Origin of the sequence: Alcanivorax xiamenensis (assembly GCF_009846745.1) — a bacterium.
GTDB lineage: Bacteria > Pseudomonadota > Gammaproteobacteria > Pseudomonadales > Alcanivoracaceae > Alloalcanivorax > Alloalcanivorax xiamenensis.
Window position 1 is genome coordinate 1 of sequence record NZ_AQPF01000070.1, and the last position, 14,104, is coordinate 14,104.

Consider the following 14,104-nt stretch of genomic DNA (forward strand, 5'->3'; position numbering starts at 1 on the left):
CGGTGGGCAGTGCCGCCGAGCTGTCTGATGAGGCCGGAGCACAACCCACCTTCACCGCCGATCTGCCCGGCACCTACGAAGCGGACCTGGTGGTCAATGATGGTACCGCCGACAGCGGTCATGACGCAGTTACCATTATCGCCACCAATCCTGATCCGGTGGCCATCGCCGAGACCGAGTACCATGTGCTGATCGGCACCACCGTTATGCTCGACGGCAGCGGCAGTGTGCCCCCCACCGGCGGCGATACCACTCAGTTGGTGTACAACTGGTCTTTGCAGGATCTGCCCACGGGCAGCACAGCCGCGCTGGCTCAAACCGGCACCGGGCTGACCAGCTTCTACGCGGACATGGCTGGTACTTACACCGCCATTCTGACCGTGGGGTATCAGGAAAAAATCAGCGCGCCGCTTACGGTTACCATTATCGCGAGCACCGCCAACACCAAGCCAGTGGCTGACGCCGGTGGCCCTTACACTATTGAACGAGGTCAAACCCTGACCCTGGACGGCAACGGCAGCAGCGACGCCGACGGCAATCCTCTCACCTATCGCTGGTATCTGTTTCCTCCATCCTACACAGCCCGGGAAGTCACCGCGCAAAAGCCGGCGGGTTCCCTGCTAACGGTGGAGAATGCCCTGGTCGATTATGATACCGCGACCCCCAGCATAACCCCCGATGTGGTAGGTAAATGGACGGCTTATTTGGTTGTTCACGACGGTGTTTCCATCAGTGAATCCAGTGCAACCATTGATGTCACCCTTCCCGATGGCGCTGAAAATACCCCGCCGGTGGCCACCTGGTTTGGCGAGCCCCATGTGAGTTTCTATGAAGGCAGCTACAGTAATGAAGTGGAACTCGGCACGACCATCTGGGCTAGCGGCAATTCCTACGACGCGGACGGCGGCTGCTGCGGCAGCAGCAATCGCCGTTATAGCTGGATCAGCACCCCCGAGGGCTACGTGCAGGAAGACCAGACGGGCAAGGGCTCTTTTTGGTTCACGCCCGATGTTCCCGGAGCCTATACCGTGGAAATGATTGTGAATGACGGTGAGGACGACAGTGCCCCGAAGCAACGCACCTTCACTGCCCGTACCGGTGCCAACGAAGCTCCCAGAGCCGCGTTGGCCGTGGACTCCGGCACTGTATTGGTCGGCGATACCGCTTGGTTCGATGGTCGTGACAGCAGCGACCCCAATGATGATCCACTGGAATATATCTGGACCCTGTTCGACAAACCGGATGGCAGTAGCGCCAAACTGACTTTTCAAAATGTTACCAGCGACGACGGAGCGGTGCTTGTCAATGCTCGCGCTGGGATCGTTACGGATCAGCCCGGCGCCTACGTCGTCATGCTAGCGGTACGTGATTCACATGGTGTCACCAACCGGCCCACTACCCTGATCTACGGTAAGGTTCTGGCCAAGTCTGAAAATAACCCGCCGGAGACCAATCCTACAGCGCGGCTGGCAACTAACCGGATTAACCCGCTCTACCCCTACCTGGGCATGGACGAAACACAGCCCTTGGTCACCGGCCAGCAGGCCTATCTCGCATCCAATGCGATTGATCCTGACCTGGATGCTTTGTATTACCTGTGGACCATGGACAAAAAACCCGAAGGCAGCACTGCCACCGAGGCAGGTGACAGAGAATATTTCATGTTCCTCGCGGATCTACCAGGCACCTACCAAGTTACCCTGGTGGTAAGCGATGGCGTTGCCACTTCCGAGCCGTATACCCTCACCATTCCCGTTGTCACTCCGGAGAATTATCCCACCTTGAGGCTGATCCAAGGCGATCAGAGCTACATTGTCGATGGTTCGTCTGGCTCATCCCAAGGTGCGGTTCCGCCAGACCTCGCCACCATGGACATTGATCAGGGAGGCTCGATGACACTGCCATATAGCAATACATTCCCCGATTCGGGCGCCTTAACCCGCCTCTGGGCATTGACCGCCTCAAAAGGGGACTACACCATCGTCGACCTCAACGTCACTACCGAGCATGGTGGCACCGAACAGGCTCGCTTGGTGGGACTCACCGAAGGGCAGGTCATTAAAGAAGGTGAAACCGTCAATTTCGCGTTGGTCTATCCCGCCGATTTTAATATCCGCGAATCGGGCGGGGACTTCCGCTGGCAGTTCAAGATCAAGGAAAGAGAGGACTTTTTCTTTGATTTCCACTATGACAAAGAGCAGGTGCCGCTACCCTGATCAATGTCACGCACGGCCAGAAATACTGGCCGTGCGGCTTTTAACGTGACCACCATCGAGGCGTTAATCATGTCCAGCGCCTCCGTGCTTTCATCTGATATTCTTGCCCGTTTCAGGAGCAGTTCCGTGACACTGAAACCTTTATACTTGGCACTGATACTTTTCGCGGGCACCCCGGTGTTCGCCGCGGACCCTCAACAAATCCAAACCCTTAACGACGAAGCCTTATCGCTACACTCCGCAGGTGATTACGAACAAGCAGAGCAACGCTACCAGGAACTGCTCCCCTTGCTGAAAGAACACTTCGGCATGGGCAGTATCGAGGAAGCGAGGATCCGGGCCAGCATTGCCGACACCCAACTCGCCCGCCAGCACTACGAAGAGGCGGAACAAAGCTACCGACAGGTGCTGGCCTTGCTGGAACAGCACCACGACACCTTGCTGCGAGCCGACGCTCTGAATGGTTTGGCTTCGGCCCTGTATCTGCGGCGGCGTTACGGGCAGGCGGAACCTCTGTACCTGGAAGCCAATGCCTTGCTCGAGGCTGAACCCGCGGCCCCGGTGGAGCAACGTTTGCTGGTACTCGACAATCTGGCCGCACTCTATCAAACGCTGGGCCGCGGCCATCAGGCGCGCCCCTATCAGGACCAGGCCCGGGAGCTTCGACGTAACAGACCCTGACCGCTTCGCGACCACAGCCGCGAAGGGGCTTCTTTAATCGTAAAGGCGTGCCAGTGCTTCGCGGACCACGGCGGTGTCCGTGGGGCGCACCACTCTCGCCACTTCCACCCCATCACGCAGGAAAATCAGTGTCGGCCACAGCTTGACCCGGAACGAGCGGCCCAGACGCCGGCCCGGCCCATCTTCCACCCGGATGTGATCGGTATCCGCCAGCTCCAGCACTTCACGGATCAACGGTTGCGCGGCCTGACAGTGACCACACCAGGGCGTGCCGAATTCCAGCACCAGATTGCCCTCGCCAGCGTCGATGTCCCGCCGTTCCGGCTCCCGCGCCACAAAGCTTTCGTGGTAGCTCATTGCTGGTTCTCCTGTTCCAAAAAGGCGCGAAAAGCGTCGACAAAGGCGCGCACCCGGGCCGGAATATAGCGTCCCGGCGGATACACCGCGTGGATACCGCCGTCCGGCAAACGCCAGTCCGCCAGCACTCGTACCAGACGGCCGGCACGGATCTCCGCTTCCGCGGTGGGCTGCGCCATGACCGACAGCCCCGCGCCACGCGCCAGCATTTCCCGTAACACACCGGTGGCGTTGGTGCGCAGCCGGGCTTGCATTTGCACCCGGCACTGTTGTTCGCCCTTGCGGAAGGTCCAGGTCAGCGGCGAGCGCAACGGCGTGAAAGCCACCCAGTCGTGATCACTCAGCGCCTCCGGCGAAGCCGGTATGCCCTTTCTCCGCAGATAATCCGGCGATGCCATCAGCCATTGCTGAAAATGACCGAGCAGGCTGGAACGCAATGTGGAGTCCCGTAGCCAGCCCAAGCGAATGGCCACATCAATGCCCTCGCGAACCATATCGGTGATCCGGTCACCGCTGCGTAATTCCACCTGCAATCCTGGATGCCCGGCACCGAAGTCCGCCACCACCGGCGCCAGAGTCTGCATGGCGTAGTCCTCGGGGGCGGAGATCCGCAACTCACCGGTCAGGGTCTGCCGGTCGGCTTCCAGGGTGCCAAGCGCCGCTTCCAGGCCGCTCCATAACGGCCGGCATTGCTGATAGAACATCTCGCCGGCGGGCGTTGGCTGCACCTGCCGGGTGGTGCGATGAAACAGGGTCTGCCCCAACCGCTCCTCGAGACGCCGGATCCGCAGGCTGACCCGGGTCTTGGTGCAACCCAGGCGCTCGGCGGCGGCGGTGAAACTGCCCGCTTCCACCAGTGCGATGAATACCGGCAAACTGTTGTAGTCGAGATCTTCCACGGCGGCCATCGGCTGCCCCATTGTTATTGATTTGAAAACACTGAATTATTGATTGAACGGTTTTTCAAATCAATCACCGATGCCACCATGGCTTTGCTTTCCAGCAAACCCTTCCCCATAAGGAGTTGGTTATGAACATTGCATTGATTGGCGCCAGCGGTTTCATCGGTTCCGCCCTGCTTAATGAGGCCCTGGAACGGGGCCATCGGGTCACCGCCGTGGTCACTCACCCGGAACGGTTGCCGCAACATGGGAATCTAACGCCGGCGAAAGCGGACGTGATGGACAGCGAGGCTCTGGCCAGGGTACTGGCCGGCCATGACGCGGTGATCAGCGCGTTCAGCGGACATGCTCAGGATGACGTCTACGGCTACTACATCCGGGGAGTGGAGTCGATTCTGCGCGCCCTGGAAAGCATCGACGCCAAACGCTTCCTGATCGTCGGCGGGGCCGCGTCACTGGAAGTGGCTCCCGGCAAGCTGCTGTTCGATACGCCGGAGTTTCCGGAGCAATACAAAGCCACCGCCCAGGGTGCCAAGGCGGCTCTGGAATTATTGCGCAGCCAGAACGAACAAAGCTGGACAATGTTGTCCCCAGCGGCGGAGATCTTCCCCGGCGAGCGCACCGGCCAGTTTCAACTCGGCGGCGACCAGCTGATCTCCGACCAGGACGGCAACAGCCGCATTTCAGTGCAGGACTATGCGGTAGCCATGATCAATGAGCTGGAAAGTCCCCGGCATCTGGATCAGCGTTTCACTCTGGGCTACGTCTGATCAGCCGGCCGCCAGCACCCGCGCCAGATCCTCGCTGAAACGCCGCGCCGTTTCCGGCTCCAGTTCGCTGATGGTGACGCGCAAAGCGCCGTCGCCGTCAGCAAGCCGGAATGGACGATCATCGCGCACCAGCCAGCCCCGCCGCGCCAGCGCCGCGGTAACCGGCGCCGCCGGCCCCGGCAATGGCACCCACAGATTGAGCCCGTCGCCATCCCACGGGCACAGCCCGTGCTCCCGCAATACTCGTGACAGGTTGTCCCGGCGCCGCTGATAATCAGCGGCGGCTTCGATTACCCGCGCCATGACCGTCCGGCTTTCCAGGCAGCAAGCCACCATATCCTGCAACAAATGGCTGACCCAGGTGGTGCCCGACGCCAGCCGCAGGCCGAGCCGGCGGGCACTGTCTTCATCGCTGAGCATCAGTGCCAGCCGCAAATCCGGGCCAAAGCATTTCGACACTGAACGCACCAGCGCCCAATGCCGGCTCCTTGATGAGGCCAACGGCTGATAGGCGGCCCGTGATAACGGCGCGAAGTGGTCATCCTCGATCACCAGTACATCCGGGTATTCAGCCAGCACATCCCGTAAAGCCGCGGCCCGCCCAGCGCTCAGGTTGCATCCGGTGGGGTTGTGGGCGCGCGGCGTGCACAATACGGCACGGGCGCCGCTGGCAAGGGCCTGACGCAAGCCATCCACGGTCATGCCTTCGCCATCCACCGGCACGCCCATGGGACGCAGGTCCAGCAAGCGCAGCGTATTGATGCTGCTGAGGAAGCAGGGGTCTTCCACCGCCACCGGATCAGCGGACACCAGATGAGCACCCAGCAACCGTTCGATGGCATCCACCGCTCCGTGGGTCACGCTCAGGACCGGGTCTGGACAATGAGCGTCCTGAAACCACCTTTTCGCCGAGGCCGCCAGCCGGGGCGACACTGGTGGCTCACCGTACAGGCGCGGTTGCCCGGACAAAGCCGACGCCAGCACACGCGGGTCCGGCAGCCAGCGCGAGTCCGGATTACCGCTGGCCAGATCCATCAAGGGCGAGTCCGGTGCCGCGCCTTCCCGTGGTCCCGGTGCCGCCGGCTCTCGAATCAGTGTCCCCAACCGCCCCCGGGTTTCCGCCACGCCCACCACCACCAACCGCTTGTAAGCGGCGGCCACGGTGTTGCGGTTCACGCCCAGCCGCGCCGCCAGTTCCCGTACCGGCGGCAACGCCTGACCCGGCTCCAGGGCACCGTTTCGCACCTCCGCCCGCACGCTGTCGACGATCTCCGCCGCGCTTTGTCCTGTAATCGCCATTTTTTGTCCTATGACAATATGGATTTTGACCTGTGACAATTATAGACTGAGCGCTCTCCAAGTTCCCATGGGAGCCCGGTAATGGCATCAGACCCAACCCTCACGTCCCCCTATCCGCCGGCGGCGACGGTGGCTCAAATTCGCGCCAATCTGGCGTCGGTGCGCCAGCGCATCGACGACGCCTGCAGCCGGTCGGGCCGTGACCCGGCGACGGTGCGCCTGCTGCCGGTGAGCAAAACCGTGGCGGTGGAACGCCTGCGGCTGGCCTACGCCGCTGGTTGCCGGGAACTGGGCGAGAACAAGGTGCAGGAAGCCCGCCACAAACATCAGACGCTGGCGGATCTGACCGACCTGCGCTGGTCGGTGATCGGCCACCTGCAAACCAACAAGGCCCGCTATGTGGCCCGTTTCGCCAGTGAATTCCAGGCCCTGGACAGCGTGCGCGTGGCCGAGGCCCTGGACCGCCGGTTGCAAAAGGAGGGCCGTGCCCTGGACGTCATGGTGCAGGTGAACACTTCCGACGAGGACAGCAAATATGGCCTGGCGCCCAATCAGGTGGCGCCGTTTCTGAAGGCACTGACGCCGTTTTCCTGCTTGCGGGTCCGGGGCCTGATGACCCTGGCGCTGTGGTCGTCCGACACCGACCGGGTCCGGGCCTGCTTCGCGCGGTTACGCCAATTACGGGACCGGCTGCGCCAGAACGCGCCGGACGGGATTGAACTGACGCAGTTATCCATGGGCATGTCCGGCGACTTTGAAACCGCCATCGAGGAGGGCGCCACCGTGGTCCGGGTGGGGCAGGCCATCTTCGGCGCCCGCCCCCTGCCCGACAGTCACTATTGGCCGGGCGCCGCGCCCTCTCCCACACCACAATCGGAGCAAACGCCATGACGACCCACACCGCCGTGGCGCTGCGCCATCTGGCCTTCGAGGATCTCGGCACGCTGGAACCCCTGCTGCGCGACTGGGGATGGCGGATCCAATACCGTGATATCGGCGTCGACACCGTCGAGGATTTGTTCGATAGCCCACCCGACTTGCTGGTTGTCCTCGGTGGTCCGATCGGCGCCTTCGACGACCACCTCTACCCGTACCTGAAAACCGAGCTGGCCCTGATCAGCGAGCGTCTGCGGCAACGGCAGCCGCTGCTCGGCGTCTGCCTCGGCGCGCAGTTGCTGGCCCGGGCTCTGGGTGGCCGGGTTGGCGCCATGCCGGAAAAGGAAATCGGCTTCGCGCCGCTGCAATTGACCAGCGCCGGTCGAGCCTCGCCACTGACTGCTCTGGAGGACATCCCGGTGCTGCACTGGCACGGCGACCGGATTCAGCTGCCGGCCACCGTGCCCAGCCTCGCCACCACGGCGCCCTGCCCGACCCAGGCGTTCGCCGTTGGCCGCCATGCCCTGGGCCTGCAATTTCACATCGAAGCGGACCCGGCCCGGCTGGAACGTTGGCTGATCGGCCACACCCTGGAGCTGTCAGGGGCCGGTATCGACCTGGAGCAACTGCGCCGGGACGCCGCCGAACACGGCGGCGCCCTGACCCGGGCGGCGCGACGACTGATGACACAATGGCGGGACCAATGGGAGCAGCAGCCATGACGCAGTACCGTTTGACGATCCATCACCAAAACCGGCTCCTGGGCCATTTTGAAACCGACGGCGCCGACGCCCGGGCGGCCATGGAACAGGTGCGCGGCTGTTTCCCGGAAGCCGCCGGCTATCAACTCACCATCCAGGTGGCGAGCGAGGAATACCGTTTGCTGGAAAGCGGGCCCGACGGTTTGAAAGTCCTCAGCCGCCGGCCGTTGTACCGGCCTCTCGGTGAACAGCGCTAATCACTTCTCCACGCCTCCCAGCATGGCCAGGAAGCGGCGGCTGAGAAAAGCGCCGAGTTCGTCGCTGTCCTCGCCACCGCGGGCAATAGCGGTGTCGGCGAGACCATGCATGCTCCAGTAGGCCATGGTCGCCAGTCGCTGCCAGTCGGATAGCGGCCAGGCGCCAGCGTCGCCGCCCTGGCGGAGAATCGCTTCCACCTGGCCCACCACCGCGTCCAGATCCGGATTGTCCCGGTCATGGTGGTGGCCGGCGTAGACCAGATCATGCAGTTGGAAATCGGCTTGATAGGCATGCAGGCTACTGGTGAACCAGGCGCTCAGACGGCCAGGCCAGTCGTCGCTACCACAGGCTTCCACAGCGGCATTCACGCGCTCCAGAAAGCGACGCGTAAAGCGCTCGCGCAGGGCCGGCAGCAGATCGGTCTTGGCGTTGAAATAGTGATAGAAAGTCCCCTTGGCCACACCGGCCCGCTCGACGATATCCCCCACCGTGGTCGCGTCCACGCCCTTGTCGAGAAACAATGCCTGGGCGGCGCTTACCAGCTCATCGAGACGTACTTCAGCGGGCTTCACCTGCCGCGGCCGTTGCTTGGTGTTCAAGAGACTTCCTTCTTCCAATTCGATTCGCCGTCAGTGGATAACGACGGTGTCAGTGTACCGGGTCGTCAACACGGGACCTAGGGATTCGCCTTGTCAATTCAATTGACCGACGGTCAGTCAATAACTAGACTTCACAAACAAGACTCATTCTCAAAAAGGAATTTCCATGATTTCGCGCCGCTTCGCCCTGGTCACCGCCGTCTATCTGGCCACCTTCATGGCGGTACTCGACATCAGTATCGTCAACGTGGCGCTCCCAACCCTGCAGACCGCTTTGAACGCCGATCTGGCCGGTTTGCAATGGGTAATCGACGCCTACGCCTTGTGCCTTTCCGCATTCATGCTTTCCGCCGGTCCTTTCAGTGACCGTTATGGTTATAAACGCTGCTGGCTCGCCGGCGTTGCGCTGTTCACCGTCAGCTCGGGGCTGTGCGCCCTGGCCCCCAATCTGACCGTCCTGCTGGTGGGCCGGGTTGCTCAAGGCATGGCCGGCGCGCTGCTGATTCCCGGCGCCCTGTCGATCCTGTCCCACGCCTTCCCCGATCCGCGTTCACGGGCCCATGCCATCGGCGGGCTGTCCTCGTTCAGCGCCCTGTCATTGATCCTCGGTCCTCTGCTCGGCGGCGTGCTGGTGGACACGGTGGGCTGGCCCAGCATTTTTCTACTCAACCTGCCGCTGGGCGTGGCGGTGCTGATCCTGGGCGGCGTCAGCATCCCGGAACGGCGGCATCCGCGGCACGCCGCCCTGGATCCGGCCGGTCAATTTCTGGCGGTGCTGGCGTTGGGCACGCTCACTTTCGGTCTGATCGCCGCCGGTGAACACGGCTGGATGCACGCCCTGCCCCGCTACGCCTTGCTCACCGCCCTGCTCGGCATGATCGCCTTCGTGTGGGTGGAAAGCCGGGTGGCGCGCCCGGTCTTACCGCTGGCCCTGTTCCGCCATGGGGAGTTTTCCCGTGCCAACGTGGCCTCTTTCGTGCTCGGCTTTTCCGCTTACAGCAGCCTGTTTTTCTTCTCACTGTTCCTACAACGGATTCAAGGTCATGGTCCCGCCGAGGCCGGTCTGAGAATGATGCCGCAATTCGTACTGTCCGGGCTGGCGTCAATCCTGTTCGGCCGGCTGCATCAACGTTTCACCCTGTCGACTCTGCTGATCGCCGGTTACTTGTTGATGGGCGGTGCCATGACATCGATGGTGCTGCTGGACGCCACCACCGACTACCGGTGGGTGGGACTATTGTTCGCCCTGCTTGGCGCCGGCATGGGGCTGGCGGTACCGGGCACCGGGCTGGCGGTAATGAACGCGGTACCGCCGGAACGGGCGGCCATCGCTTCGGCAGTGATCAACGCCCTGCGGCAAACCGGCATGGCGGTGGGAATCGCCCTGATGGGCAGCCTGATGAGCACACAAGCAATTCGTCATTTGAGCGCGGCCAGCGGCGATCCGGTACTGGCACGGCAAGCCGTCACTGGCGCCACACCGACATCGGGAGTAAGCGCTATCGCCACTCAACTGACTGCCGCCCTGGGCAGCGGTTTTCATCTCGCCATGGCCGTGGCCGGCGCCGCCGCGCTACTGACGGCGGCGTTACTGTTGTGGGCCCGCCGCACGGCCACCGTATCGGAACCCGCGGTGTAACCGGGATCCTTGCCGGCCGGGCTGACCACGCGCCCATGACGTTGATCGTCAAAAAGGAACAAACACAGTATATTCCCTTCTATCCGTCAGCCCAGACGAACAATGGAGGCGCGCCATGGACCGGTTGGAACTGCTCAGAATCTTCGTGCGCGTGGTGGACTGCGGCAATTTCAGCCGCGCCGCGGAAACCCTGCCGCTGCCGCGCTCCTCGGTGTCCGGCGCGATCAAAACACTGGAGCAACGCGTCGGAGCGCGGCTGCTGCATCGCACCACGCGTCAGGTCACCGTCACCGAGGAAGGACATCGTTTCTATCAACGTTGTGTGCGACTGCTTTCCGATTACGAGGAAACCGAGGAGCTGTTCCGCCCCGGCAAGGCCCCCGCCGGCCGCATTCGCGTCAATGTGCCGGCCCGTGTCGGCCGGCTGGTACTGGCCCCGGCGCTGCCGGATTTTCTGGACCGCTATCCGGATATCAAGGTGGATCTGTGCGTGGCCGACCGCCAGGTGGACCTGGTGCAGGAAGCGGTGGATTGTGTCATTCGCGTCGGGCCGCTGGCCGACTCCTCCCTGATAGCCCGACCGTTGGGGCGATTGGAATTGATCAATTGCGCCAGCCCTGCGTACCTGCGGCGCCACGGCACCCCCACCACGGTGGAAGAGCTCCCGTCACATCAGGTGGTGCACTACATCTCACCGAGCCAGGGCCGCCCTGAACCCTGGGAATATCAACGCGATGGCGAATACCACGAGATGGAGATACCCGGTGCCGTGGCGGTAAACAACACCGAGCTGTATATCGCCTGCTGCCGGGCCGGGCTGGGTCTGATTCAGGTGCCGGCCTACGACGTTCGCGAGGATCTGGAAAACGGTCTGCTCCGCGAAGTGCTCCCCGAGTGGCGGGCCGAACCCATGGAGATCACCTTGCTGTATCCACAGCGCCTCCATCTGTCGCACCGCTTCCAGGTGTTCTCCCAGTGGCTGGAAACGGTGATTGGCGAGCGCCTGCACCCCACGCCCCGGCGCTGAGCGCTCTATTCCTCGTCCCGCGCGTACACCACCAGACGCAGATGGCGGTCCTCATCCACGGTCAGGGTGGTGTGCTGATAGCGCCGAACCTGTCCATCGCAAAGCAACTCCCGGCTGCCCGTGCACGGAGCCCGCACGTCCTGGCATGGCCACCATTGGCGGAATTCCGGCGAGGCCCGCTCCAGTTGCCGAACCAGCTCGGTGATGCTGGGATCAGTGGTGGCGCGCACGAAATCGCGGCGGAAACTGGCCAGCATGCCGGGCACCTGCTCGGCCCAATTGACGAACGCGCCACGCAGATCCTCGGCGGTGAACAACAGCCAAAGCAGATTACGCTGCCCCGCCGGTCGCCGCTCGAAATCAAATAGCGTCTGCGCCGCCGCGTTCCAGGCCAGCACGTCCCAGCGCAAGTTGAGCACATAAGCGGGATGGTCGGGCCAATCGTCCATCAGGCGCCGCACCAGCGGCGGCACCGAGCACCAGGTTTTACCCGGCTCCACCGGCGGCCGGTTCTGCGCCAGCAAAAACAGATGGCGGCGCTGCGCGCCGTCCAGTTTGAGCACCCGGGCGATACGTTCCAGCACCGGCGCGGACACGCCGATGTCACGCCCCTGTTCCAGCCAGGTGTACCAGGTCACTCCGACTCCGGCGAGCGTGGCGACTTCCTCGCGGCGCAAACCGGGGGTGCGCCGGCGCCCGCTGTCCGCCAATCCCACCTGCTCCGGGGTGACCGCTTCCCTGCGGGCACGCAGAAAGGCAGCCAGTTCCTGGCGGGTCCGTTGTAGCCTCGGCGCGGTCATGAGGATTACCTCTTGTAATAGGATAAACAGCTAAATTGCAATGCGATAAAGGGTCTCCAGAATAGCGTCTCTTAACCCACGTACAACCTTCGCCCACAAGAGGAGACCACGATGGCGTCCCGCCCCCCACTTGCTTCTCCCATTCCCCATGACAAGGGTATTCCCGGCCTGCCGGTGTTGTTGCTCGGCGGCTTTGTCACCATTTTCGATTTGTTCGTGGTCAATGTGGCGATCCCCAGCATGCAGCGGGATCTGGGCGCCAGTTTCGCGCAAATCGGCTTCGTGCTGGCCGGGTATGAACTCGCGTTCGGCGCGCTGCTGATCACCGGCGGACGCCTCGGCGACCGGTTTGGACGCCGGCGTCTGTATCTGTGGGGAATGACTCTCTTCACCCTGGCCTCCCTGCTGTGTGGCATCGCCCCAACGGCGGAAGCCCTGATCGTCGCCCGGGTATTTCAGGGCGGTGCCGCCGGTCTGCTGTTTCCGCAGATTTACGCCTCCCTGCGCGTGCTCTACGACGCCCACACTCAGCGCCGGGCGTTTGCCTGGCTGGGCATGACGCTTGGATTGGCGGCGATCGCCGGGCAGGTGCTGGGCGGCTGGTTGGTGCATCTGGATCTGGCTGGCCTGGGCTGGCGCACCATCTTTCTGGTCAACCTTCCCGTCGGGCTGGTGACCTTGATGTTCGGCGGACGGCTGGCCGAATCGCGCCTGGAGCAAAAACCGGATCTGGATGGCCCGGGCGTGCTGCTGGTGGCCTCGGGCCTGACCTTGTTGCTGGTGGCGTTGTTGGAAGGGCCGACCCGGCACTGGCCGTTATGGTGCTGGGGAGCCCTGGCGTTGTCCATTTTGCTGCTGGCGCTGTTCAGCACTCAGCAACGTCATCGGCAAAGCAGGGGGCGCCTGCCGCTGGTGGATATGGCATTACTGCAACAGCCGGCTTTCGCGCTGGGCTGTTTACTGGTCACGCTGATCTATTCCACTTCCAGTTCCTTTTTTCTGTGCTTCGCGCTGCTGGTGCAAACCGGACTGGGGCTGGATCCGTTCCAGGCCGGCGCACTGTTCGCGCCGGCCAGCGCCGGTTTCATGGCGTCGTCTTTGCTGGCATCACGCTGGGTAGCCCGCTACGGTACCGCCACTCTGGTGGCCGGCGGCGGTCTTTACGCGGTGTCCCTGGGAGCGCTGATCGCGCAAGTGCACTGGACCGCGCCAGAGGGGCAACTGGTGGGGTGGGTTCCGGTATTGATCGCGGTGGGTTTTGGACAGGGCCTGGTGATGACGCCGTTGCTGAATCTGGTTCTCGGGGTGGTGCCACGGCAACAGGCGGGCATGGCCTCCGGCGTGGTCTCCACGCTGCAACAGGTGGGCGCCGCCCTCGGCGTGTGCGCCATGGGCATCCTGTTCCTCGGCACTTTGCGGGCTGCCCCACTGGCGGATCCGGCCACCGCCCATGTGGACGCTTTCGTCACCGCCATGCTCTATAACCTGACGGCGGCGGCGTTGTCCTGTGTGTTATTGCAGCGGCTGCGCGGATTGGGGCATAACGCCTGATGCGCAAAGCTGGAAAACCGCCCCCCTGATCAGCGGGCGCTCACCGCCCGCTGATTTCGTTATTTTCTTTCTTCTTTTTCCCTTTGTCGTAGTGCCACTTGATGGCGAAGAACATGCCCGTACCAAACACGACAATCTTGAAGGTAAAAAAGACTATGGGGATCCAATTCATCATTTGGAGTATTTCCAGGCCATGATTTGACACTGTCTGCCGTGAGGAGCACCGCCTCAACAGGTGGCACCGATTGTGCGGACAGTGCTCCTGGATTTTAGAGTGGAACGCGCCGGGCAATCGTGCTGCCGTTTTAATCGCGGACAGCTTCGCGAAGTATGCCTCATCCTGGGTCTGATCGGCCAGGGCCATCTGACATCTGGCGTGATCTCCACACGGCAACAAGGGGACGCCGGACGCCGGACGCCGGACGCCG

At 62.8% G+C, this 14,104-nt stretch carries 15 protein-coding genes; 9 read left to right on the forward strand and 6 right to left on the reverse strand.

Annotated elements, in window-relative coordinates:
- Together A6D6_RS20435 and A6D6_RS20440 are read left to right on the forward strand one after the other, a co-directional pair.
- A partial coding sequence (locus A6D6_RS20435) for a PKD domain-containing protein (RefSeq protein WP_201303864.1) occupies nt 1-2,216 on the forward strand: 2,216 nt, incomplete at its 5' end.
- Between the two features lie 126 nt (nt 2,217-2,342).
- The gene (locus A6D6_RS20440) at nt 2,343-2,897 is read left to right on the forward strand and encodes a tetratricopeptide repeat protein (protein ID WP_159661724.1); all 555 of its coding nucleotides are present in this window, start codon (nt 2,343-2,345) and stop codon (nt 2,895-2,897) included.
- Nucleotides 2,898-2,930: 33 nt separating this feature from the next.
- Here A6D6_RS20440 and A6D6_RS20445 read toward each other — a convergent pair whose 3' ends face one another.
- A complete protein-coding gene (locus A6D6_RS20445; protein ID WP_133490467.1) occupies nt 2,931-3,254 on the reverse strand; it encodes a thioredoxin family protein in 324 nt (107 codons plus the stop codon).
- Entirely contained in the window at nt 3,251-4,162 is a 912-nt protein-coding gene (locus tag A6D6_RS20450) for a LysR family transcriptional regulator (RefSeq protein WP_236564194.1), read from the reverse strand. Before A6D6_RS20450 ends, A6D6_RS20445 begins: the two co-directional genes overlap by 4 nt.
- A gap of 122 nt (nt 4,163-4,284) precedes the next feature.
- Between A6D6_RS20450 and A6D6_RS20455 the strand changes: the two genes are divergently transcribed.
- Complete coding sequence (locus A6D6_RS20455) at nt 4,285-4,926, forward strand: NAD(P)-dependent oxidoreductase (protein ID WP_133490465.1); 642 nt, start codon at nt 4,285-4,287, stop codon at nt 4,924-4,926.
- Here A6D6_RS20455 and ptsJ read toward each other — a convergent pair whose 3' ends face one another.
- A complete protein-coding gene (ptsJ, locus tag A6D6_RS20460) occupies nt 4,927-6,225 on the reverse strand; it encodes a MocR-like B6 salvage transcription factor PtsJ (RefSeq protein WP_159661726.1) in 1,299 nt (432 codons plus the stop codon).
- An 81-nt stretch (nt 6,226-6,306) separates the two neighbouring features.
- On the opposite strand from ptsJ, the gene A6D6_RS20465 reads away from it, so the two are divergent.
- Genes A6D6_RS20465 through A6D6_RS20475 form a run of 3 tightly spaced genes read left to right on the forward strand, consistent with a single transcriptional unit; the run spans nt 6,307 to nt 8,059 of the window.
- Complete coding sequence (locus tag A6D6_RS20465) at nt 6,307-7,116, forward strand: YggS family pyridoxal phosphate-dependent enzyme (RefSeq protein ID WP_133490463.1); 810 nt, start codon at nt 6,307-6,309, stop codon at nt 7,114-7,116.
- Nucleotides 7,113-7,823: a glutamine amidotransferase gene (locus A6D6_RS20470; RefSeq protein ID WP_133490462.1), complete on the forward strand. Its 711-nt coding sequence runs from the start codon at nt 7,113-7,115 to the stop codon at nt 7,821-7,823. The genes A6D6_RS20465 and A6D6_RS20470 overlap by 4 nt, the downstream gene beginning before the upstream one ends.
- Nucleotides 7,820-8,059 carry a cytoplasmic protein gene (locus A6D6_RS20475; protein WP_133490461.1) on the forward strand — a complete coding sequence of 80 codons (240 nt, stop codon included), beginning with the start codon at nt 7,820-7,822 and terminating at the stop codon, nt 8,057-8,059. Before A6D6_RS20470 ends, A6D6_RS20475 begins: the two co-directional genes overlap by 4 nt.
- On the opposite strand, the gene A6D6_RS20480 is transcribed toward A6D6_RS20475, so the two are convergent.
- Nucleotides 8,060-8,659, reverse strand: a complete 600-nt coding sequence (locus A6D6_RS20480; RefSeq protein WP_133490460.1) for a TetR/AcrR family transcriptional regulator — start codon at nt 8,657-8,659, stop codon at nt 8,060-8,062.
- A gap of 166 nt (nt 8,660-8,825) precedes the next feature.
- Between A6D6_RS20480 and A6D6_RS20485 the strand changes: the two genes are divergently transcribed.
- Together A6D6_RS20485 and A6D6_RS20490 are read left to right on the forward strand one after the other, a co-directional pair.
- Nucleotides 8,826-10,298: a DHA2 family efflux MFS transporter permease subunit gene (locus A6D6_RS20485; RefSeq protein WP_159661727.1), complete on the forward strand. Its 1,473-nt coding sequence runs from the start codon at nt 8,826-8,828 to the stop codon at nt 10,296-10,298.
- 115 nt (nt 10,299-10,413) lie between these two features.
- Entirely contained in the window at nt 10,414-11,325 is a 912-nt protein-coding gene (locus tag A6D6_RS20490; protein ID WP_133490457.1) for a LysR family transcriptional regulator, read from the forward strand.
- Nucleotides 11,326-11,330: 5 nt separating this feature from the next.
- Here A6D6_RS20490 and A6D6_RS20495 read toward each other — a convergent pair whose 3' ends face one another.
- Entirely contained in the window at nt 11,331-12,125 is a 795-nt protein-coding gene (locus A6D6_RS20495; RefSeq protein WP_159661728.1) for a helix-turn-helix transcriptional regulator, read from the reverse strand.
- A 111-nt stretch (nt 12,126-12,236) separates the two neighbouring features.
- Between A6D6_RS20495 and A6D6_RS20500 the strand changes: the two genes are divergently transcribed.
- The gene (locus A6D6_RS20500) at nt 12,237-13,676 is read left to right on the forward strand and encodes an MFS transporter (protein WP_159661729.1); all 1,440 of its coding nucleotides are present in this window, start codon (nt 12,237-12,239) and stop codon (nt 13,674-13,676) included.
- Nucleotides 13,677-13,716: 40 nt separating this feature from the next.
- Here A6D6_RS20500 and A6D6_RS20505 read toward each other — a convergent pair.
- A partial coding sequence (locus A6D6_RS20505) for a hypothetical protein (RefSeq protein ID WP_236564195.1) occupies nt 13,717-14,104 on the reverse strand: 388 nt, incomplete at its 5' end.

Bases quoted from the DNA above. Each gene is read 5' to 3' on its own strand.
- A6D6_RS20445 (WP_133490467.1), bottom strand. From the start codon at position 3,254: ATGAGCTACCACGAAAGCTTTGTGGCGCGGGAGCCGGAACGGCGGGAC.
- A6D6_RS20450 (WP_236564194.1), bottom strand. From the start codon at position 4,162: ATGGCCGCCGTGGAAGATCTCGACTACAACAGTTTGCCGGTATTCATC.
- A6D6_RS20455 (WP_133490465.1), top strand. From the start codon at position 4,285: ATGAACATTGCATTGATTGGCGCCAGCGGTTTCATCGGTTCCGCCCTG.
- ptsJ (WP_159661726.1), bottom strand. From the start codon at position 6,225: ATGGCGATTACAGGACAAAGCGCGGCGGAGATCGTCGACAGCGTGCGG.
- A6D6_RS20465 (WP_133490463.1), top strand. From the start codon at position 6,307: ATGGCATCAGACCCAACCCTCACGTCCCCCTATCCGCCGGCGGCGACG.
- A6D6_RS20470 (WP_133490462.1), top strand. From the start codon at position 7,113: ATGACGACCCACACCGCCGTGGCGCTGCGCCATCTGGCCTTCGAGGAT.
- A6D6_RS20475 (WP_133490461.1), top strand. From the start codon at position 7,820: ATGACGCAGTACCGTTTGACGATCCATCACCAAAACCGGCTCCTGGGC.
- A6D6_RS20485 (WP_159661727.1), top strand. From the start codon at position 8,826: ATGATTTCGCGCCGCTTCGCCCTGGTCACCGCCGTCTATCTGGCCACC.
- A6D6_RS20490 (WP_133490457.1), top strand. From the start codon at position 10,414: ATGGACCGGTTGGAACTGCTCAGAATCTTCGTGCGCGTGGTGGACTGC.
- A6D6_RS20495 (WP_159661728.1), bottom strand. From the start codon at position 12,125: ATGACCGCGCCGAGGCTACAACGGACCCGCCAGGAACTGGCTGCCTTT.
- A6D6_RS20500 (WP_159661729.1), top strand. From the start codon at position 12,237: ATGGCGTCCCGCCCCCCACTTGCTTCTCCCATTCCCCATGACAAGGGT.